The organism is Flavobacterium erigeronis (assembly GCF_054075165.1).
The window spans coordinates 354,592-374,111 of record NZ_JBSKGP010000003.1; the positions used below are offsets into that span (position 1 = coordinate 354,592).

At 35.2% G+C, this 19,520-nt stretch carries 16 protein-coding genes; 4 read left to right on the forward strand and 12 right to left on the reverse strand.

Features of this window, described 5'->3' with window-relative positions; genetic code table 11:
- Positions 1–40: 40 nt before the first annotated feature.
- The 3 genes from ACWA1F_RS08135 to ACWA1F_RS08145 all read right to left on the reverse strand — a co-directional run bounded on the left by ACWA1F_RS08135 (position 41) and on the right by ACWA1F_RS08145 (position 5,460).
- Positions 41–2,038 carry a BCCT family transporter gene (locus tag ACWA1F_RS08135; RefSeq protein WP_456893132.1) on the reverse strand — a complete coding sequence of 666 codons (1,998 nt, stop codon included), beginning with the start codon at positions 2,036–2,038 and terminating at the stop codon, positions 41–43.
- A 339-nt stretch (positions 2,039–2,377) separates the two neighbouring features.
- On the reverse strand, positions 2,378–3,877 hold the full coding sequence (locus ACWA1F_RS08140; RefSeq protein WP_456893134.1) for a DUF1254 domain-containing protein: 1,500 nt from the start codon (positions 3,875–3,877) through the stop codon (positions 2,378–2,380).
- Positions 3,878–3,984: 107 nt separating this feature from the next.
- On the reverse strand, positions 3,985–5,460 hold the full coding sequence (locus tag ACWA1F_RS08145) for a DUF1254 domain-containing protein (protein WP_456893136.1): 1,476 nt from the start codon (positions 5,458–5,460) through the stop codon (positions 3,985–3,987).
- 358 nt (positions 5,461–5,818) lie between these two features.
- Here ACWA1F_RS08145 and ACWA1F_RS08150 point away from each other — a divergent pair, with 358 nt between their 5' ends.
- On the forward strand, positions 5,819–6,571 hold the full coding sequence (locus ACWA1F_RS08150; RefSeq protein WP_456893138.1) for an SDR family oxidoreductase: 753 nt from the start codon (positions 5,819–5,821) through the stop codon (positions 6,569–6,571).
- Between the two features lie 165 nt (positions 6,572–6,736).
- Here the strand turns inward: ACWA1F_RS08150 and ACWA1F_RS08155 are convergent, their stop codons facing one another.
- From ACWA1F_RS08155 to ACWA1F_RS08165, 3 genes are all read right to left on the reverse strand, one after another.
- Positions 6,737–6,970, reverse strand: a complete 234-nt coding sequence (locus ACWA1F_RS08155) for a thioredoxin domain-containing protein (RefSeq protein ID WP_456893140.1) — start codon at positions 6,968–6,970, stop codon at positions 6,737–6,739.
- 126 nt (positions 6,971–7,096) lie between these two features.
- Positions 7,097–7,981 carry a dihydrodipicolinate synthase family protein gene (locus ACWA1F_RS08160; protein ID WP_306155531.1) on the reverse strand — a complete coding sequence of 295 codons (885 nt, stop codon included), beginning with the start codon at positions 7,979–7,981 and terminating at the stop codon, positions 7,097–7,099.
- 44 nt (positions 7,982–8,025) lie between these two features.
- Positions 8,026–8,526: a cupin domain-containing protein gene (locus tag ACWA1F_RS08165; protein ID WP_456893142.1), complete on the reverse strand. Its 501-nt coding sequence runs from the start codon at positions 8,524–8,526 to the stop codon at positions 8,026–8,028.
- A gap of 362 nt (positions 8,527–8,888) precedes the next feature.
- On the opposite strand from ACWA1F_RS08165, the gene ACWA1F_RS08170 reads away from it, so the two are divergent.
- Complete coding sequence (locus tag ACWA1F_RS08170) at positions 8,889–9,422, forward strand: NAD(P)-binding domain-containing protein (RefSeq protein ID WP_456893144.1); 534 nt, start codon at positions 8,889–8,891, stop codon at positions 9,420–9,422.
- 36 nt (positions 9,423–9,458) lie between these two features.
- On the opposite strand, the gene ACWA1F_RS08175 is transcribed toward ACWA1F_RS08170, so the two are convergent.
- On the reverse strand, positions 9,459–10,049 hold the full coding sequence (locus ACWA1F_RS08175) for an MEDS domain-containing protein (protein ID WP_456893146.1): 591 nt from the start codon (positions 10,047–10,049) through the stop codon (positions 9,459–9,461).
- A gap of 89 nt (positions 10,050–10,138) precedes the next feature.
- Complete coding sequence (locus ACWA1F_RS08180; protein ID WP_456893148.1) at positions 10,139–10,669, reverse strand: NAD(P)-binding domain-containing protein; 531 nt, start codon at positions 10,667–10,669, stop codon at positions 10,139–10,141.
- A gap of 190 nt (positions 10,670–10,859) precedes the next feature.
- On the opposite strand from ACWA1F_RS08180, the gene ACWA1F_RS08185 reads away from it, so the two are divergent.
- Positions 10,860–11,624, forward strand: coding sequence for a LuxR C-terminal-related transcriptional regulator (locus ACWA1F_RS08185; RefSeq protein ID WP_456893150.1), 765 nt, complete (start codon positions 10,860–10,862; stop codon positions 11,622–11,624).
- 67 nt (positions 11,625–11,691) lie between these two features.
- Here the strand turns inward: ACWA1F_RS08185 and ppk1 are convergent, their stop codons facing one another.
- Positions 11,692–13,710: a polyphosphate kinase 1 gene (gene ppk1 / locus ACWA1F_RS08190; protein ID WP_456893152.1), complete on the reverse strand. Its 2,019-nt coding sequence runs from the start codon at positions 13,708–13,710 to the stop codon at positions 11,692–11,694.
- Positions 13,711–14,197: 487 nt separating this feature from the next.
- On the opposite strand from ppk1, the gene ACWA1F_RS08195 reads away from it, so the two are divergent.
- Positions 14,198–15,502 carry a hypothetical protein gene (locus ACWA1F_RS08195; RefSeq protein ID WP_456893154.1) on the forward strand — a complete coding sequence of 435 codons (1,305 nt, stop codon included), beginning with the start codon at positions 14,198–14,200 and terminating at the stop codon, positions 15,500–15,502.
- A 117-nt stretch (positions 15,503–15,619) separates the two neighbouring features.
- On the opposite strand, the gene ACWA1F_RS08200 is transcribed toward ACWA1F_RS08195, so the two are convergent.
- The 3 genes from ACWA1F_RS08200 to ACWA1F_RS08210 all read right to left on the reverse strand — a co-directional run bounded on the left by ACWA1F_RS08200 (position 15,620) and on the right by ACWA1F_RS08210 (position 19,417).
- The gene (locus ACWA1F_RS08200) at positions 15,620–16,318 is read right to left on the reverse strand and encodes a DUF1826 domain-containing protein (RefSeq protein WP_456893156.1); all 699 of its coding nucleotides are present in this window, start codon (positions 16,316–16,318) and stop codon (positions 15,620–15,622) included.
- Between the two features lie 78 nt (positions 16,319–16,396).
- Positions 16,397–17,686 (reverse strand): hypothetical protein, encoded by a 1,290-nt coding sequence (locus ACWA1F_RS08205; protein ID WP_306161012.1) that lies wholly within the window; start codon positions 17,684–17,686, stop codon positions 16,397–16,399.
- Between the two features lie 327 nt (positions 17,687–18,013).
- A complete protein-coding gene (locus tag ACWA1F_RS08210; protein WP_456893158.1) occupies positions 18,014–19,417 on the reverse strand; it encodes a DUF1254 domain-containing protein in 1,404 nt (467 codons plus the stop codon).
- Between the last annotated feature and the right edge of the window lie 103 nt (positions 19,418–19,520).

The window sequence follows — 19,520 nt, forward strand, 5'->3', positions numbered from 1 at the left end:
TCCAAAAAAATAGAAAAAATATACTGACAGCAGTTTGAACTCAAAGCATTCTCTGATTCGCATTATTGCTGATAAACATGGCGTTGCGGTGTTCTGAGATGATTTCGACAAAGCGGTCAAAATGTTTTAGCACATCACTGATCAACTCGTTTTTGGTAAACAGACGAACGTCATATCCTTCTCTGGCGTCGCCAAAATACGATTCAGGATAGAAACTGTCGGCGCTCTTGTAATCAGGAAAATTTTCTTCTGTTACCACATAATCCGATACCGCTCTGGACTGAACTCTCACGCCATAGATAAAATTATTTACTTTATCGTAATGAATTTCAATTTCCATACCTACTGGATTGCTGGAAACATGCAGTTCTGCTTGAATATTATTAGCTTTGAATTCTTCCTTGAGTTCTTCAAAAGCATCTCGCACATGAGAATTGATAAAGTCTTCTGCAGCCGATTTATCGCCAGAAGATACAATTCCCTTAAGTCTGTCTTTCCAGAATTCCCCTGACCAAGGAACTGTCGAAACCGAAAATTCACGCTCATAATATTCCAGATCAATGGTAAGCGCTTTTACAAGACTAACCATAAAAAAGAGCATTATAATAGAAAAAGGGAGTGCTGTAATCAATGTCATGCTTTGTAAAGCGCCAAGCCCTCCTGCATTTAAAACCATAAGCGCCAGCACTGCAAGCAAAATTCCCCACCCAACTGACTGCCATTTAGGAGATACTTTTGCATTTCGTGTTGCAATTCCGTTCATTACAAAAATGCCCGAATCTGCAGAAGTTACAAAGAAAATGATGATTATAAGAATGACCAATACGCTGGCAAAACCCGAAAATGGAAAATAGTCCAAAAATCGGAACATTAAAACATCAGGATCTGATGAAAGTGCACTTAATGCTCCTCCTGCACGGTTTTTATCCATCCAAATGGCACTGTTTCCGAAAACGGACATCCAAATAAAATTAAAGACAGTTGGCAGTACCAGCACCGCCGCAATGAATTCACGTATCGTGCGGCCTCTGGAAATTTTGGCGATAAACAGTCCTACATAAGGTGACCATGATATCCACCAAGCCCAGTAAAGTATTGTCCAGTTATAAAACCACGGCAGGGTTTTCTCCTCGTAGACGTGTGTCGAGAAAGTAAGGTTAAAAAAATTGCTGAAATAATTTCCTATTCCTTCCGTAAAACTTCCAATGATAAACACTGTTGGTCCAGCAAACAAAATGAAAAATAGCAGCACCAACGCCGCAATAATATTAATATTGCTCAAAATGCGCACTCCTTTATCTAAACCGCTTACCGCAGAAAAAATAGAAATAGACACTAAAACAGCCACAATAATAATCTGATAAACAAAACTGTTTCCCGGAACGATATGTAGTAGGCTCAGTCCCGAATTAATCTGAACTACACCAAATCCTAACGTGGTTGTAATACCGAAAAAAGTACTGCAAAGGGCAAAAACATCGATGACATTTCCCCATCTCCCGTTAATTTTTTCTTTTAAAAGCGGATACAAACAGCTTCTAAGCGATAGCGGTAGTCTGTAACGGTATGAAAAATAAGCAAGAGACAAACCGACAATACCATAAATTGCCCAAGCATGAATTCCCCAGTGAAAAAAAGTATAAAGCTGTGCATTCTTCGCTCTGCTAATCTCCCCTGCTCCCTGAAATACTTCGTTGGAATAATGCTGAATAGGCTCTGCTACGCTAAAATACATTAATCCTATTCCCATTCCTGCCGCAAAAAGCATCGAAACCCAAGAAAAAAAAGAATATTCTGGTCTGCTATCGTTTCTTCCGAGTCTTATATTTCCGTATCTGCTGAACATGAGGCACAGCAGAAAAATAACTACCAGTGTAACCACCCAGACGTAGACCCAGTTTAAATTGACAAAAATTGAATTTTTAACGGTGTCCAGAAGATCTTCGGTTAATGAAGGAAATAAGGCCGCAACAACACAGACTCCGATTATAAATAGTAGACTGGGTATAGTAACACCTTTGCTTAAAGTATGTTTCATCTTATTCTTTTAAGGATTAATAAAGCTTCACACAGAAATAAGGGGCTGAAAACTGCGAGGAAATAAATAAAGAAGCGTAAATGCTCAAATTGCTGCAGATTTGCAGCGTGATCTCACAAAGATAGCTAAATTATTTTAGGCTCAAAAAGTTTATACTGCCCTTCCCGCTTGACTTCGGGGCGAAAAACGTGATACTTGTGATACATATAATCTAACTCGTTACAATACTAGCTTTTATAAAACACATAAAACCATCCTTTTACAGGATGGTTTTTAATTCCGTTTGATTGCCTAAAACAAATTTAAAATGATTTTGAAAAATCTTGATGAACTTACAGACTAATCAACTTTTTCAAAATCAGGCATTTTAAATGTTTTGTTATTAAATTCATCCGTCGGTCCGTACAATCTAAACATTGGCATCGGACGCTTGCCTCTTGTCGTAATCCAGTTGTTTTCGAAACCTTTCGGAGCTTCGGGACCAACATAAATAGTTACGCTTCCGTCTGAATTCTTTTTCATATTCGGAAGGTCATAAGTCGACAAAGTTGTTCTGTTTGTTTTCGAATAAATAAAACTGTACGTAGCTTTATCATAAACCGTAAGAGCCCAAAATTGTTTTACGGGCATATTGGCTGGAACATTTACTTTGTATGTTTTTCCTGCTTCTAATAGATTGCCTTTTGAATCATTCATACACATAATATATTGTGTTGCTGGATGATCTGAAAGCACTTTTGGAACATAAGTGCACTGAAAATACTGCAATGCTTTGCCTTCAATATCTACCGTGTTTTCGTATTCATAACTAAACTCCCTATTTTTATCAGCCTGCATTAATGATGCATAATGTCTGTCTGGCCAGTACAACCATGATTTTGGATAGTTATCCCATAATTGCTGCAAGTAATAATAGGCATCAACAGCGCCTTGATTCATGGCTTTTTTAGTTTTTTCATCAGGATTAAAATCTTTTTTTCCGTGCTCAATTCCTAACGATTTTAACATTCCAAGCATTACTTTGTCAGTAGGTTTTGCATTCTCCAAAGAAAAAATGGCTTGTACATCATTAAAATATTTTTCGTTAAAGAATGGCAATGTTGCATAACGCTGATTTGAGGGATCGATAAACTTCTGCACAGGAGGATTTGCCGCTTCGCTTAATCGATACATTTTTAAGCGTTTGGCATATTCATACGCATCTTTTTCAGATTTTCCAGGTGCTCTTACTGATCTAAAAGCAAAGGCTATACGAAAACTTGGCGAAGCTACATGAATATATCCTTTTGGTACAGTTCCTTTAAAATCTGGAGCCGTAAACAAATATTTAGACGCTTTTCCTTTGTCAAGCCCAGATGGTCCGACATCGGCAATTGTAATCTGCCAGTGGTCAACAATCTGACCGTATAAGGAACCGTCTGCACCAGCTGATGGAATTTCTAGAACGGTAGGCCCTTTACTTAGATCTGAGAATGCTGTAATATAAGACGTAGAACTATTTGCTGTAATGGCTTCCAATTTTGGCGTTGCAACTTTTGAATATGCTATGATATCATTGTCTTTATATCCTAAATCTTCAATTGCCGCTGCTCTAAAACGATAAATATCTACCGCAGGAAGCGCCCATAAAACGGCTTCAAAAGCACGATGGTATTTTACCTGATATTCAAGATCTTCCGTTGAAGGTTTCGCGTCAAATGACGGCTGTCCAGCCAAAGGTTCCATCGCTGGATCAAATTTTTCTGAAGTTACCTTTTCAGTAGTTTTTTCCTCCTGCTGCTTACATTGCAAACTAAGAAAACTTACAATCAAAACTGCGAATATTTGTTTTGCTTTCATAATTTTTAAGGATTATGATTTATCTATAAATGAGATAAATAATGAATTTACTTTTTAGTATTTATGCTTTCTATGTATAAAAACTTAGAATTAGTTGTTGTTCAGTCCTATTTTTTAGTAAGCTGAGGCAGTTTATAAGTTCCGTTCAGCGCTTCTTCTTTTGGCTGATACATTCTCAACATTACATAAAATGCACCTTTTGGAGCTGGCAGCCAGTTATCTGTATTTTTTGGCTTCGCATTCTGTATAATGATTTCAAAAGAGCCGTCATTATTTCTCTTTAATCCTTTTGAATCTCCTCCGAGTTTATATCGATTTAAATCGTTTTGCACCAGCAATTTATTATTGGCGTCGTACATCGTAAGAGACCAGAAAGCGTTTACAGGAGGATCTTTTTCAAATTTTATAGAATAGCTGTTTTTACCGTCAAGCACATTTCCGTCGCTGTCAGTGTATCGTAACGGATACATGGCTTCTTTTTCTCCCTGTCCGCCCAAATATGGACCTGCAACCATCGAACGAAGCGCATAATCATAGCCAAAATCATCCAGTTTGGTTACCCACATCCATCCATTTAGTATCTTGGCACTTGACTGCACAGAAGCAATAGTTGTAATAGGGCCTATTAAAGCCGCTTCATTAAGTCCTTTGAGCTGTGATTTGTTTAATTTTGAGGGGTCAAATTTTCCTGGTGTCAGACCAATTTTTTCGAACTGACCTACTAATGCTTTATCCTGTTCAAAAATCGGGTTTTGAGTCATGACAAAAGCCAGTTTTTTATAAAATCGCAAAGAATCATTTTTTTCAAAACTTGGCATTGAAGGCAGTGCAGCAGGTGTGCTTTTACTTTTACCGCTAAACTCGCTCAATGATTTTAAATGAAACTGATCCTGCAGCGCATGAAGCTTATTTAAATCATCATCTTCAAACACTCTCACTCTGCCCCAAAGCCATACTTTTGAGGTTGTACTTTGTATAACTTTGCTAATGCCTGATGGTAGCGTTCCTTTCCAACCCGGTGGCACTATGGCAAATTTTCCTGCTTTGGTTCCCGTTGTTCGTCTTCCGATATAGCTGATTAGATTCTGGTACATATCAAAAACATCGACCACATAATAGCGGTCATTAGTATCTGGAGTTTCCAGAATAAACGGTTCTGTAAGATTCAGAACTGCACTCATATAAAAAGTATCATTGTTGGCTGTCGGCATATCAGCATCTTTTGCTGTTGGCAACTCTCTGGCCCAACCAATTTGATTTAGAGGCGCTCTGTAACTTGTCGCTGGTTTTGGATTGGGAACGTTGATGTAATCCCTCATGGTTTCTTCCATGCGGACTAATGCGTATCCCCACTGGTAAGCGAGAACTCCAGCAGTCTGCGAACTATAATAGTCGCCAAAATCTTGAACCTGTGGAGTTGAAGGGATTTCTACTACAGGATCATTCTTTGACGCTGCTAAAGCCAATATGTCTTGAGTTTTTCCGTCTTTTTTCTCAGACACGGGATCTGAAGACTGTTCTGTTTTTTTATCGCACGAGACAATTGATAAAAAAAGTGCTGTAATTAAAATAAGATTTTTCATGGAGATTTTATTTTTAATTAAAAGTAGGTCAATTAAAAAAAATTAAAGTAGTGGAATCCTTGTAATTGTGTTTCATATTATAACTTGCAACATGAAATCTGAGGAATTTGTACGATTTTAAAGTTAAAAGCAACAAATTTAGTGTCAGAAGAATTAATTTTTGAATATTAGATTTTGAGTTGAATACTCTGAGAACAGATTGTCTCTTTCGTTAAATATCACAAAAAATGTAAGCGATTTACGAGATTAAACAAATGTCGCTTACGCCAAAGCCGAAAAATCCTTGATTTTCATTGTTTCTTTATAGAGGTATAAAGATTGTAATTCAAAAGAATACGAAATAATAAATTTTTAGATTATGAAAACATCAAACAACACAATTCTCATAACAGGTGGAGGATCTGGAATCGGTCTAGAAATGGCCCGATTATTCTCTAAAGACAACAAAGTAATAATTACGGGAAGAACAGCCGACAAACTCCAAAAAGCTGCCGAAGAACTACCAAACGTAACCTCAATCGTTGCTGATATTAATAATGCGGCAGATGTTACCAATTTAGTTGCAGAACTTAATGCAAAACATTCCAGCTTAAATATTGTGATCAATAATGCCGGTCTTGCTTATTCTTTTCAGCTTACAGATCAGAATGCTGGTGCTTTCGAAAAAGCAAGCGAAGAAATCATGACGAATTACCTTTCGATCGTTAGACTGACCGAGAAACTTCTTCCGTTATTGCAGCAAAAGCAAGAAGCGGCGTTTGTGAATGTTTCTTCTATCGCTGCATTTTCACCAGGAATTGCTGTGCCTGGATACGCAGTCAGCAAAGCAGCTCTGCATTCTTATTCACAGGTGCTGCGCATTTCTCTTGAAAAGCAGGATAAAAAGCCTATAGTTAAAGTTTTTGAACTGATGCCTCCTTTAGTAAATACATCATTTTCAAAAGATATAGGTGGTCAAAACGGCATTAGTCCGCAAGAAGTTGCTTTGGAGCTGAAAAAAGCACTAGAAAGCGAAACTTATGAAATTCATGTGGGAGCCACGGCAGATTTTTACAAGTTATATCTTTCATCTCCAGAAACAGCCTTACAAGTAATGAATGGAGGAAAATAATAGTATATAAAAAAGAGCCAAACCACATTGCAAGTTTGGCTCTTTCTTATTTCCTAATTCGATTTCTATTACTGTTTCCTTTCAGACGGCCTTTGGTTCTACAAGTTATATTTATTTAACACCTACAGACCATCTCAGTTTGACATCCCTTAAAGGGCCATATAATTAAGCTTTAACTTCTTCCATTGAGGCACCGAAGTTAATATGCAGCACATTTCCATTTGGCGTAACCAAAGCGGGAACAGATTGAACACCAGCATTTTCAGCTTCTCCAATTCGGCTTTTATCGTTTCCGAAATGAACTACCTCTACATTTTCTTCTCCAATAAGAGCAATAATATCTTGCTCAGCGCTTACACATACAGGGCATCCTGCGTGGTAAAAAACAGATTTTTTCATTTTTTTTCTTTTTAATTTTTGACTTTATTGTCAGGACAAATTTAGTTAGGACTCGTAACGGACAGCTGATCCAGAATGGAGTTAAATCATCCTAATCTGGATCATTTTAAATTCTATAATTTAGAATTAATTTTTGCCCGTAAGCAGCATTCGGGCTAGCTCGGCTGTTTCTGTTTCAGTCAATGGCTTTAATGGATTTCGTAAATGTCCTCCGTCTTCCCCAAGAATGTTCAGCCCTGCTTTAACAGCCCGAGGAAGTCCTTTTGCTACAATGAATTTTAGCAAGTCTAACTGCTTGTAGAAGATCTCACGCGCATTTTCAAGATCATTTTCTTGAATTGCGTTATACAAACTAATATTTAATTCGGGAATCAAGTTTGGAGCGGCAGTGCACCATCCTGCAGCACCCGCGGTAAAAGCAGCTAAAGCCAGCGGATTTGATCCGTTATAAAATGCAACCTCTTCCCCTAGCTCCCTTCTTAGATAATGCATGCGCTGTACATCTCCAGTGCTTTCTTTAATCATGGTAACATTTGGAATTTCCAGTAATCTTTTAAGCAGTGCAGGAGACATATCTACTCCGCCTGTCGCTGGATTGTTGTAAGCCATAATCGGAATACCAATTTTTGAAGCTACTGCATCGTAATGCTGCACGATTTCATCATCGGTAAGTTTCCAGTAGCTCATTGGTATTATCATAACAGCATCAGCACCCGATTTTTCAGCAAATTGCGCATGATAAATTGTTTTTTCTGTAGTAAGATTTGAAACACCAACTAATGTCGGCACACGGCCAGCAACTTGTTTAATAGTAGTTTCGGTGATATTCTCTTTTTCTTCGTCACTCAAATAAGGAAGGACGCCTGTACTTCCTAATGGTGCTATGCCATGAGAACCGCTTATAACTAAACGTTCTACAAGGTTTTTAAAAAGTGTAATATCAACTTTCTCATTACTATCGAATGGTGTAATCGGATAGGCAATCACACCTTTAAAAGGAACTTCTTTCATTTTATGGATTTAAGTAAATGGCTTCTGCAAGCCGTAATAATAGATTAAAGGTCTCTTCCTTCTTCTTCGCGAAGCGCCACGCCTAGGTTCTGAAGCTGCGGTGCATTTTCACAAGCAATATATTTGGCAGATTCTGTACTGCTCAGATTTTTATGTCTGTGCCAAGCCCAAGAAGGAATATATACTGCATCGCCAGCTTTCCATTCTACGCGCTCGTCTTCTACTTCTGTATATCCTTCGCCTTCTATAACATAAAGCACGGTTTCGTAAGTATGGCGGTGTCGGTTTGTCATTTGATCCGGAAGCAGTCCGCCTATTGTAAGACTTACGTTCTTACTTGGCAGATCTACAAAAAATACGGGATGTTTGCGTTCTGTCGAAAATTGGTCGTGCACACCAGCAGTTTCTACATTTTTATGAATAAGATGCGAAGGTCTGTGGTATTGCGGTCTTGCAAAAGTCTGGTGGAAATCTTTTGAACTAAAGTTCTTTTGTTCGCCGTGAATAGTTCTAACGGCTTCTGTGTTTTCATCTAATCTTGACATGCTTTATCTATTTATGTTAGTGCATTATTGCATGGCAAAAATATATCGCAACTGGATCTTCATACTGGCACAGTTTTAATTAATTTAACTAGTCCAGATTAAATTATACATCAGAAATAATTTTAAGAAATGGGACAAAACAGATTCTTGAAATGTGATAATAACTGAAAAAAGACATTTTTCATAAAGAACAACTGGAATAGTCACATACTTCAAAAAACATCTTTTACTTTCGAAAGAAGTTCAAAAACAAGTAATTTTACTTATAGTCCTACTGAATATTTTCGATACTTTCACATAATTCGGCTAAGGAGAATTGAGACTGTTTAGATATCAAAAAAATATACTTAAAATAGCAATATATGAAAGTAGGAATTATTGGAATCAGTACCGCAACTCTTGATCTATGTACAAGGGCAGCTGAGGCAGGATTTGAAGTATCAGTAAATGATCCGAGAGGTCATGCCTTGTTTTCACAAGTAATAAATAGCATCAATGGTAATGTAAAACTATCAGTAATAGAACAAACGGCAGATGCTGATATACTTATCGTATCTCTACCATGGGAAAACCTTCAAAAAACATTGCAGCCACTAAACAAAATAGACAATAAAATAATTCTCCACACTAATAATTATCTATTCAGCAGTGAAAGTTCTGCTATAGAACCGGCAAAAAAGACGGCGGCTCAAATTATTAGCGGTTTATTTCCACAAGCCCATATCGTTAAATTATTTTCTACTTTTAATTTTAACGTTGCCATAGAAAGCAGATTGAGCAAAAATGCACGAATACTATTTAGCGGCGGAAATATCGAGGTTAAAAAGAATGTACGCCTTTTTTTGGACAAACTTGGTTTTTCTAGTACTGAACTTGTTGAATATAAATCAATTTGAAATATTTGATGGAGAACCCGAAAATCTTAGTATCAATTACAAAGCTTCTTCATATTTCAGATTTTTACTAATCTTTCCGTCCTTAATCACATAAGGATGAGTACGCAGTATATCTTCAAGCATTTCTGGACTGAAACTGTTGGTATCGTACATACAGATTAAGGAACAAGAATGTTTTGGAGTAAGCTGATTTAGGCTAGCCTCGTATTCTAATAGTTCATCGGTTCCTGGCAGGTTTTTGAGAGCCCAGACCATATCTCCACATGCTCTAACACTTTCATAACCAGCTCTTGAAGCTGACAATAAATTGCTTTCGAGCATTTTATACATCTTTTCGGCAGCAAAAACGCCATCACTTGTATAGGTGTTTTCTGAAGCAAGCACTTCTAGTTGGCCACTTACCAGTTTTTCAGTTAGAGAAATTCCATTATCAGTCAGACAGCGGCAGTGTTCACCATGGCGGCTGCCTTCCAAAATATTAATAACTTTTTCATTCGCTTCCAATCCTTCCATAATATAAGGAATGATTACCTCGTACTGCTGTTCTTTGGAATCGAAAAAACCGCAAATATGCATTGGAGCTGGCATTGTTTCTCCACATACCGAAAAAGTCGTTTGTCTGTTCATAGCTCAAATATACGTAATACCTATTTTATCACAAAAACTTAAGAATAGGATTTTACATTTTTTTATCTGTTATATTTTATTTTACGTTCTTATTTTGGCATATTCATCCAAATTGCATTAAAATTTAGTTGAATTAAGAGCTGTTCTACCTTCTGTCTCACTTTTATGTCATTAGTAGCATAAAAAACAGATCGCTTCGATTCCTTTTTAGATGTATTTATTTCAAAGGGAGTAAAAATATCAACGATTGTAGCACTAGGAACTATACTAGCCAATACTTCTGATGATGTATTACTAGAACTATTTTTAAGAACTACATTTCCATTATCGACAAGATAATTATGGTAAAAGACTATTTTGCCACTCGTTTTAGGAATTTCACTAGCCACCTCTAGCATCTTTTCTTTACTTATAAAAAGAATAATTATTTCGCAGCCAGCGGCCTCAGAAAGTGAAACAGATTTGATTTTAGGATGCAAAAATTTAGAAAAATCTCTAAAAATCATGGGGCACCCTGTTGTGCTTAACAAAACTTCAAATCCAGACAAAACTAGCCTCTCTGCAAAGTCCAAGGAAACTGAATTTAACCCGATAATGCCAATACACTGCTTTTTAACCATTTATAAATTTAAATTTTTCAACAATAAGTTCGCCTTTGTAATAGTTATAGTATTAATGCCTTGTATGCAGTATTTCACCAAACTATTTTAGCTTAAATTTCAAATTTAAAGACTAAACAATTGTTAAAAAATACCCATTAATGAGTATATTTAGTAAAATTATTTATCTAATTTTATCAAAAAAACAGCAATGAATCGTGATCCATTACCTGAGTTAGAGCGAATATGGGGAACTGTGGCAAGGTCTAATGTTTCTGCCGAGCCAAATTATAGCATAGACTACATTAAAAAAATAGTTGATATTTTTTCAATCGCCGACTATTATTACCTCATTTTTAATTTGGTAACCTCCACCATCGAATATGTTCAAGAAGATATAACGAAAGTTCTAGGATGTTTGCCAGAGGAATTTACTACTGAATATTCTTTTGTGAATATTCACCCCGATGATGTTTCTTTTTTCTTAAATGTGCAGAATACTGCTATGAAATTCTTTTCTCAAATTCAGCCTGAGAAATCATCAAAATACAAAATGAGATACGATTACAGGCTTAAACACACTGATGGAAGCTATAGACGCATTTTGCAGCAAGTTTATAATATTCAGTCTTCTCCAGAAGGAGGCGCTTTAAGAGTTTTATCTGTTCATACTGATATTACCCATTTAAAAACTAGTACTAAATCTGTTCTTTCCTTTATTGGATTAGACGGAGAACCATCGTTTATTGATGTAGAATTGCAATCTGCTTTTAAACCAACCAAGCCCATATTAACCAAAAGAGAAAAGGAAATATTAAAAAATCTGATTGAAGGGCATAACAGCAAAACGCTATCAGAAAAACTATTCTTAAGCGTTGAAACCATCAACACACACAGAAGAAATATTTTAAGAAAAACAAAAACAAAAAACACTTCTGAAGTTATTTCTAAAGCGCTAAGAGAAGGCTGGCTTTAAAATTTACTTTAAATTAATTTATCTTTTTTGAGATTCTCCTTTGGATTTTTTTTAGTTAGCTTATCTATTATTCCGTATTGTTTTGTGCTAGCCAATTATAAATTTCGGTTTGTGCACGCCTTGGTTTTACAGTGCCCAAAACTTCCAATTCATTGTTTCCTTCCCTGTTTATGGTTCTTCTTTTTGTATTGTCTTCTAGCTGCAGTTGAATAATGGCATTAATTTCTTCAATCTGTTTTTCGTCATACAATGGAAAAGCCACTTCAATTCTCCTGTTTAGATTTCGGCTTAGCATATCAGCAGATGACAAATAAATTTTTTCTTTGCCATTATTCGCAAATCTGTAAATTCTACAATGTTCCAAAAACATATCTACAATTCTGTATATTTTTATGTTTTCAGAGATATTTTCAATTCCTGGCAACAGAGTGCAAATTCCGCGCACGATCAATGTTACTTCCACACCCGCCTTTCCAGCTTCAATAAGTTTATCAATAATGTCTTTTTCATCCACTCCATTTACTTTTAAAAATACAGCGGCATCTTTTCCCTTTTTCTTGTTTTCTATTTCAGTGTCTATTAGTTCTAGCAACCTTTCTTTCATATTAAAACCCGCTGCCAGAATATGTTTGGGCTCTCCTGTTTTCTTCTTAGTTTTTAAAAACGCAAATACCTTTTTTAGATCATCTGTATATTTTTTTTCTGAGGTAAAAAAGCCAAAATCAGAATAAACATTGGCAGTGCTTTCATTAAAGTTCCCAGTTGACAGATAATTATAGTGTTTTTTATTTCCGTATTTATCTTTCATTGTCACCATGGCCACTTTTGCATGAACCTTTAAATTGGGCATGCTTTGAATAATTTTTATGCCCGCATTTTTCATTTCTCGCGACCAGAATAAATTATTATACTCATCAAATCGTGCTTTTACCTCCACAAAAACGGTTACTTTTTTGCCATTCTTTGCCGCACTTATTAAAGCATTTGCAATTAAGGACTGCGATGAAATTCTATATAATGTGATTTTGATCTCTAGAACGTTTTTATTAATGGCTGCTTGATTAAAAAATTGAAGCACATAATAATACGATTGATACGGAAAATGAAGCAACTGATTTTGCTTGTCTATCACTTCAAAAATTGATTTCTTGCTTTCAAAAGGCAAATGTTTGAGTCCTGGATAATTTATTTCCTGAAGATTTGGTTTAATAGGATTTGGAAACTTGAACAAATCATACATATTATGATGGGTTCCGCCTTTTATCATTTCTTCTTTTTTAAGTCGAAAAGCTTTTTTACATACAGAAATGGTTTCCGCATCCATGTTGGAATCATACAGAAATCTTGTTGAAGAACCTCGTTTTCGTTCTTCGATTTTGGCTTCAATTTTGGCTATTAAATCTCCTGAATTTTCATCTTCTATCAAATAGTTTTCATCTCGGTTCAGCTTAATCGCATTGCACGAAACTACTTTTCCAGAAGGAAAAATCAGAGACATACAATTCTTTATTATAGTATCAATTGAAATAATATAATGCGTTTTTCCCAGACTTTGCAATTGTTTGTATCGATCCAATTTGTCCGAAGGAATATTTAAATAAGCATAATTATAATTTCCTGAAGCATCCTTTAGTTTAACCAAAAAATATAAGCTTCGGTTATTTAGGAAATAGGTTTTAGGCTGGTTTAAAGAAATATAAACCACCTGAATATAGGATAAGATTATACTTTTAAAATAATATTCGATCTCTTGAAGATGTTCTTCTGAAAGTTCTTGATTTTCATAATATACAATATTATTTGCGGCCAATTCTGGCAATATTGAATTCTTCCAGATGGATCCAAATCTATTTTGTTGGGCGTTTACTTCTGTTAGAATTTTATCTAGCAAGTCTTTATTTTTCTTAGAATTTTTGATCAGCAGTTTTCTGATTTTAACCCTGAAAAATTCGTCCAAATTAGAAGAATGAATGGCTAAAAACTTGATTCTTTCGTATAATGAATTATTCTGGTCATCGGCTTCTTCTAAAATACAATTATTGAAAGAAAGCCATGAAATTTCTGAAGGTATAAGATAGTTTTGCACGTTTACTAAAATACTTTTATGTAGAAAATTAATTGGTTTTGGCTGTAATAAGCCTCTCTGTAAATTTGAGAAATTATTATTTTAAAAAATACTACAAACAAGCAGTTAACTATAATTTAATTTATGGGTAACAAAACCTAACCCATATTAAACCACTTCTCTATTTTATAACATTTGCACGTATCAAGGTAAGATATTCTCCGACATGCATCATTTTCTTTTTTACTTCCAAACAAAAAGCAATCCTAATCCTGTTAACTTTTTGTTAACCATATTGTAATACTGACAGATAGTACGATTTCTCTTTTCTGGTACTTACTACTAGTAAAAATTATAATTCAAAAATAATGTCAGAATATCTCTAGGCAAAATGTACAGGAAACAAGTTTTTTAAAGGGAGATTATTTTTTCTCAGTTGACCATTGCACTCTATAATTTATCAAAATCAATGAATTTAAATATGTTATAAACAATTAAAACTAGAATTATGAAAAAACAGAATCTAAAAAAAGTATTAAGCAACGTCTTAATCATTTTGCTAACTGGAATTACTTTCTCCTGTCAGGATACGACAATGGAAGAACAAGAAACGGCCGTTGTGGCAAAAGAGCAGCAAAACTCCACAAAAAAATTCGTTGCATCTGCAGTATCTGATTTGGCAAGAAGATGGGCTCCTATTCATTATAGAGATGTAGATGCTACAGGAACTTATTCCGAAGGTGGAAAATCAGATTACATTACTGCCATAAATTATGATAATGATTGGAATGCAGAAAACAATTGGAACAATCTTCCTGCTTACGCTAATTCTTTGGCTGCTCATTGCTACTATTCGATAGTAGAATCAAAAACGCATTGGTTTATTACTTATGCCTTTTTTTCTCCAAGAGACTGGACAGACAATCCGTTTTTATACTCATTAGACCAGCATGAAAATGATCTAGAAGGTGTTTTAATGGTTATTGAAAAAGATGGTTCTTCGTACGGTGCTTTAAAAGGCGCTGTTACTGTAAGCCATTCTGATTTCTTTTCGTACGTTCCAACGAGCAGTTCGTTTGTAAGCGGTTTAGAAAGCATTGATGGCACTTTGCAAATGAGAGATTACAATGGAGAATTACATCCTGTTACAGCGCAAGATGCTAAAGGACATAGTCTTAAAGCTTGGCCGCAACATGATATAGATGGAGATGGAATTATCTACTATCCTTCTGCAAACGGAGTGGCTGAAATACCTGCCGATAATTATGATAATCATGTGGAATATAAACTTGTCGATATTTTTGAAAGTGGAGGTTTGTGGGATCAAAGATTTAACACCGAATTGTTTTCTAGTCCAGCTGGAGGATTTAAAGGAAATGATTTTAAAACTGGAGGCGCTAATGCTCCATGGGCATGGGATGATGGAAATGATGCAATTGTACAAGGAGGCGAATTTGCTACAGATCCTGCAAAATTAGCCGATAATTATTTTGATGCTGTAGGCAATTTTTCACGCATTTATGTTGACAATAAATACAATGCTTCTGCTGGAGGCATCGTAACTGTTTACCAAAACTGCAATTACACTGGTTATGCAATTGCTTTGCCTGCTGGCAATTACACATTGGCTCAACTTAAATCGTACGGAATTGTAAATGATGATTTATCTTCTGTTCGCTTGGAAAATGGTTACAAAATTACAATGTATCAGAACGATAATTTCGGTGGCGAGTCTGTTGTAATAACTGGAAACAATAGCTGTTTAGGAAATTTTAATGATAAAGCTAGTTCTGTAAAGATTAGTGCTTTGTAAGCTTTCTTTTAACTATATTCAAATGAAAGTCCTAATTCTTAATTAGGACTTTTTTTTGGTTGCTTGCGAAATTTTTCAATTTATATATTTTTAAATGCTCAAACAGTCTCTCCATTTCTAACAAATCAGCAACAGCCTATATTCGCCTTCATTTTCTATTGGCGCTCTATGAATACAAGGCTGTACTTGCTGTTTCGGATGATCTACAGCCAGACGCCATAGATGCATTTTTCCTAAATTAATTTGTTCAGCATTCGCATGTAGCTGATAATGCAAATCAAAATAATTCTCCTTCAAAAAATCTTCAAACTCTTCCTCTGGTCCATCATGCAGTTCTTTTAGTTTTTGTCGGATTTCTGGAATTAAAATTTTCTGTTCTGCCTGCGAGTTAGAAACAATATCACTTGCAGCTCCGTGATAAGTGCATAAAAAAGTATCGGTTGCTATTGGAGAACGATCGACATGAAAGGAATACACATCAGTAGAGATGAAATCAAATTCGTCATCGCGCTCGTAACATTTTAGCAAATTAAGAGAAGGAGAAGCGCCAAAATCTGCTAATAATTGCAAATCTTTTAAAATTATTTCTCTTGCTATATTTCCTTTCTCTGAAAGCTGGAGCCTGTTTAAATCTTCAGGACTAACTTCTGTTATATTTTCTTTTAAAGATAACTTGGCTACAATTTCATTAAAATCCCCATCCAAATTTCTATACCAGCACAGGGCATTCATTTCTCCTTTGAAACTCGTCTGCACAAGTTCTGAAAAAGTAGACACTACACCTATTTGGCTGTTTTCAGAAAATATAGTATTCATATAATTAATTTTATTTCAAAAATAAAAAAACCACTCTAATTCAAGAGTGGTTTTATAAAGAGTGTATCTTTTATATTTTTATTTGCCGCTAGACGCAGTAATTTTTCCTAACTGTAATCTGAAATCTGGTCTTTTTGGGTTGTAAGCATCAACAAATGTTTCTTTATTATCTGTGTGTGAATAAACATTTGAGAAAATACTGTTACCATACCAGTTCTCTAAATCTGCATTGTCAGTCATACCTTCTTTAAAGATGTTACCGCTGCACTGATTAAAGAACATTTCTTCAAATTTAATTTTCTTCAAATTGTCACCGTTGATTTCAGTTTTGCTGTCTAATAAAACCGCAGGGTTAAATCCTGAAACAACACTTCTTTTTAATTCAAGAGAAGCATTTTCAGCTACATAAACCGCCTCTTTTACTAAACCAGACTGAATATCCGCTTTAATGTTTTCGCTGTCGTTAAGCATCGTAATATTTGAAGCAGAAACAAAAGTAGCTTTTTTAGTAAAGTCTGTTTCGTTTTTCTTTTCGAAAGCTTTAACCTCCAAACATCTAGAACCGTCTTTGTTACTTGACAAATAAGAAGATCTTACTGCAAGAGAATTAAATAAACGGCACTGAGCACCTTGTGTAAATTTAAAATCGTCATTAATTGATTTGTATGAAACCAATTGAGAAGCATTTACATCTCCACCATAAAAGGCAAAAGAGTCACCTCCTGAATAACTCACCATAATATTTTCTATAACGGTTTTGTTTCCTACTCCAGCAATAGTTAACGCATTAAAAGTATCTGCGCCTTTTACTTTTTTACCAGCAAATTCAATTCGCACATATTTTAAAACACCAGAGCTACTAGCCTGATTGTTTCCTCCGTATACAGTTAGAGAAGGCTCAAGATCCATATTGTAAGATCCTGCACTTCCAAATTTATTAATCGGTGCATCTCCTAAGATTACCAGACCTCCCCAGTCCCCTGCTTTTCTCATACTGCTGTTTGAGGTAAATACAATAGGGTCTGTTTCTTGTCCTTGCGCCATGATCTGTGCTCCTTTGGTGATAACCAATGTACCTTTTGTACTAGCGTCTCCAATGATTACAGTTCCAGGTTCAATAGTAAGAACAGCGTTATTTGTTACATAAACATTTCCTTGAAGAATATATACATTCCTCTTCAGCAGTTTTGTATTTTCTGTAATATTTCCAGCTAAAATTTGATTGGCATCTTTAGAATCGGACTTTTGAGGTTTAAATTCAGTCCAGTTGTCTAGCCAGTTGCTATAACCAATGATTCCTTTTTCTTGTTGAGCATTTACGCCAGCTGCTGTAAGCAACAAGCATACCAGTAAAGTAATTTTTTTCATAATCTTGGGGCTTATGATATTATTAAAATCTTTGACACATTAGAGAGATTTTTTACTTATCAATAAAGTGTCTTCAACAAATTTAACTAGAATAGTTTAAAAATCCACAACTTTTTCCGCATTTTAACAATTAATAACCGTGAATTAACAATAAAGAGGTTTTAAACGCCCTCAAACGAGTCTGAGCCGAGAAAAATTAGGAAAATTAAACATTAATTTTACCTATTTATAGCGAAAATGAAAGACAAAAAATGCTGCCTCAAAGTAGAGACAGCATTTTTTACTATTTATTTCAAAGTTTTTTTCTTTTAATTACAGCGATTACGCTTATTTCACTTTCTCTGGCAAAGGCAATTTCCATGTGCCATTTATTGCATCTTGTTCAGGTCCATAAATTCTCATCACAAAATTAAAATCTTGATTTTTAGGAGTCGGAAGCCAATTGCTTTCCTTGTCTTTTCCTGGCGATGCCGAGTATAAATAAAGAACTAAATCTCCGTTAGGCTCGTATTTCAAACCTTTTGTTTTCTGCCCTATCGAATAACGATTAATCGGGTTAGGAACCAAAAAGCGTTTCGGCAGATTGTATAGTGTTATACTCCAAAAATATTTTGCTTTGGGAACTTGGTTTTTTGAAAATCGAAGCACATAATTATTGTTTCCGTTTAGTGCATTTTTATCTTTATCTACCGCAGTTCCTACATATACCGCCTCTTCTTTAGTGTTTCCGTAAAGTCCCATTGCGGCTGCGGCTGCACGGTTTACATAATTATTTTTAAGAGAAGCTCTTGTGCCAAATAAATTTCCTGCATCGGTAGTTTTACTTATAACCGATTCAAGCTCTTGTTTGCCTTCTGCAATTCCTTTCTCAATTGCTTTAATCGTTTCGGCATCTAATTTTGAACTGTCAAAAGGCACTCCTGGAACAATTCCTATTTTAGCAAACTGTGCTCTGAGTTCTTTTTCGCTATCATCTTCTTTAGTATACTGCAATAAAGCATTTAATACATTAATAAATTCAGGAGAACTATAATCCGATTCTTTCCAAACTGGAAGTGGCATATTATACTTTTTAACAGCTGGAGCCGCTTGTTTTGTAAACTCATGCAATGAAGTTAATTTGTACTGATCCTGAATTTTTTTAAGATTCGGAATATCACTTGGGCTATCCAGTTCTGTACGTCCAATCAGAAATATTAAATTTGTTTCTGAGCGTAGTACTTCATCAATTCCTGCAGGTGTTTCTCCTTTCCAGTCAGGTCCGGCAATAAGGTATTTCCCGCCATTATTTCCAGATACACGCGAGCCCAAATACTCATAATTGAAAGTATAAAGATCAACGAACTGCATTACAAAATAGCGATTTCCTTCAATTTTAGGAATCTGAAGCACTAACGGCTCATCTGAAACATTAAGAGCCGCCATTGAATACGGAGTATCATTATTTATTGTAACAACCAAAGTATCTTTTGGAGTGGCACTCGCTGTCGAACTTTTGAATGTATTAAAACCACTATAGGTTTTTGATTCTTTATCAATTGCATTCGCATATATGGCTTTATAGTTATAAAACATCGGATAACCATATATCCACGCCTGCTTTGCAATAGCTGTTATCGAATCTGTAGAAATTGAAGCATTTGCAGTGTTTGTACTGTCTTTTGAAGTTTCTTTTTTACAAGCTGTGAATGTTAAAAGTGCTGCACTTATAATAAAAAATAGTTTTTTCATAATCTTACGTTTTTATACTATTAAAATTAGTTTTTTAGAAAAATGCTAACCTTATTTAAATGGTAAATTTGGTTGCAGATTATAATTTGAAACCATTTTTGAT

Excerpts from the sequence above, each read along its gene's own strand:
- ACWA1F_RS08140 (WP_456893134.1), bottom strand. The coding sequence starts at position 3,877 with ATGAAAGCAAAACAAATATTCGCAGTTTTGATTGTAAGTTTTCTTAGT.
- ACWA1F_RS08205 (WP_306161012.1), bottom strand. The coding sequence starts at position 17,686 with ATGAAAAAAATTACTTTACTGGTATGCTTGTTGCTTACAGCAGCTGGC.
- ACWA1F_RS08175 (WP_456893146.1), bottom strand. The coding sequence starts at position 10,049 with ATGAACAGACAAACGACTTTTTCGGTATGTGGAGAAACAATGCCAGCT.
- ACWA1F_RS08185 (WP_456893150.1), top strand. The coding sequence starts at position 10,860 with ATGAATCGTGATCCATTACCTGAGTTAGAGCGAATATGGGGAACTGTG.
- ACWA1F_RS08150 (WP_456893138.1), top strand. The coding sequence starts at position 5,819 with ATGAAAACATCAAACAACACAATTCTCATAACAGGTGGAGGATCTGGA.
- ACWA1F_RS08170 (WP_456893144.1), top strand. The coding sequence starts at position 8,889 with ATGAAAGTAGGAATTATTGGAATCAGTACCGCAACTCTTGATCTATGT.
- ACWA1F_RS08155 (WP_456893140.1), bottom strand. The coding sequence starts at position 6,970 with ATGAAAAAATCTGTTTTTTACCACGCAGGATGCCCTGTATGTGTAAGC.
- ACWA1F_RS08195 (WP_456893154.1), top strand. The coding sequence starts at position 14,198 with ATGAAAAAACAGAATCTAAAAAAAGTATTAAGCAACGTCTTAATCATT.
- ACWA1F_RS08180 (WP_456893148.1), bottom strand. The coding sequence starts at position 10,669 with ATGGTTAAAAAGCAGTGTATTGGCATTATCGGGTTAAATTCAGTTTCC.
- ACWA1F_RS08145 (WP_456893136.1), bottom strand. The coding sequence starts at position 5,460 with ATGAAAAATCTTATTTTAATTACAGCACTTTTTTTATCAATTGTCTCG.
- ACWA1F_RS08200 (WP_456893156.1), bottom strand. The coding sequence starts at position 16,318 with ATGAATACTATATTTTCTGAAAACAGCCAAATAGGTGTAGTGTCTACT.
- ACWA1F_RS08210 (WP_456893158.1), bottom strand. The coding sequence starts at position 19,417 with ATGAAAAAACTATTTTTTATTATAAGTGCAGCACTTTTAACATTCACA.
- ACWA1F_RS08165 (WP_456893142.1), bottom strand. The coding sequence starts at position 8,526 with ATGTCAAGATTAGATGAAAACACAGAAGCCGTTAGAACTATTCACGGC.
- ACWA1F_RS08135 (WP_456893132.1), bottom strand. The coding sequence starts at position 2,038 with ATGAAACATACTTTAAGCAAAGGTGTTACTATACCCAGTCTACTATTT.
- ACWA1F_RS08160 (WP_306155531.1), bottom strand. The coding sequence starts at position 7,981 with ATGAAAGAAGTTCCTTTTAAAGGTGTGATTGCCTATCCGATTACACCA.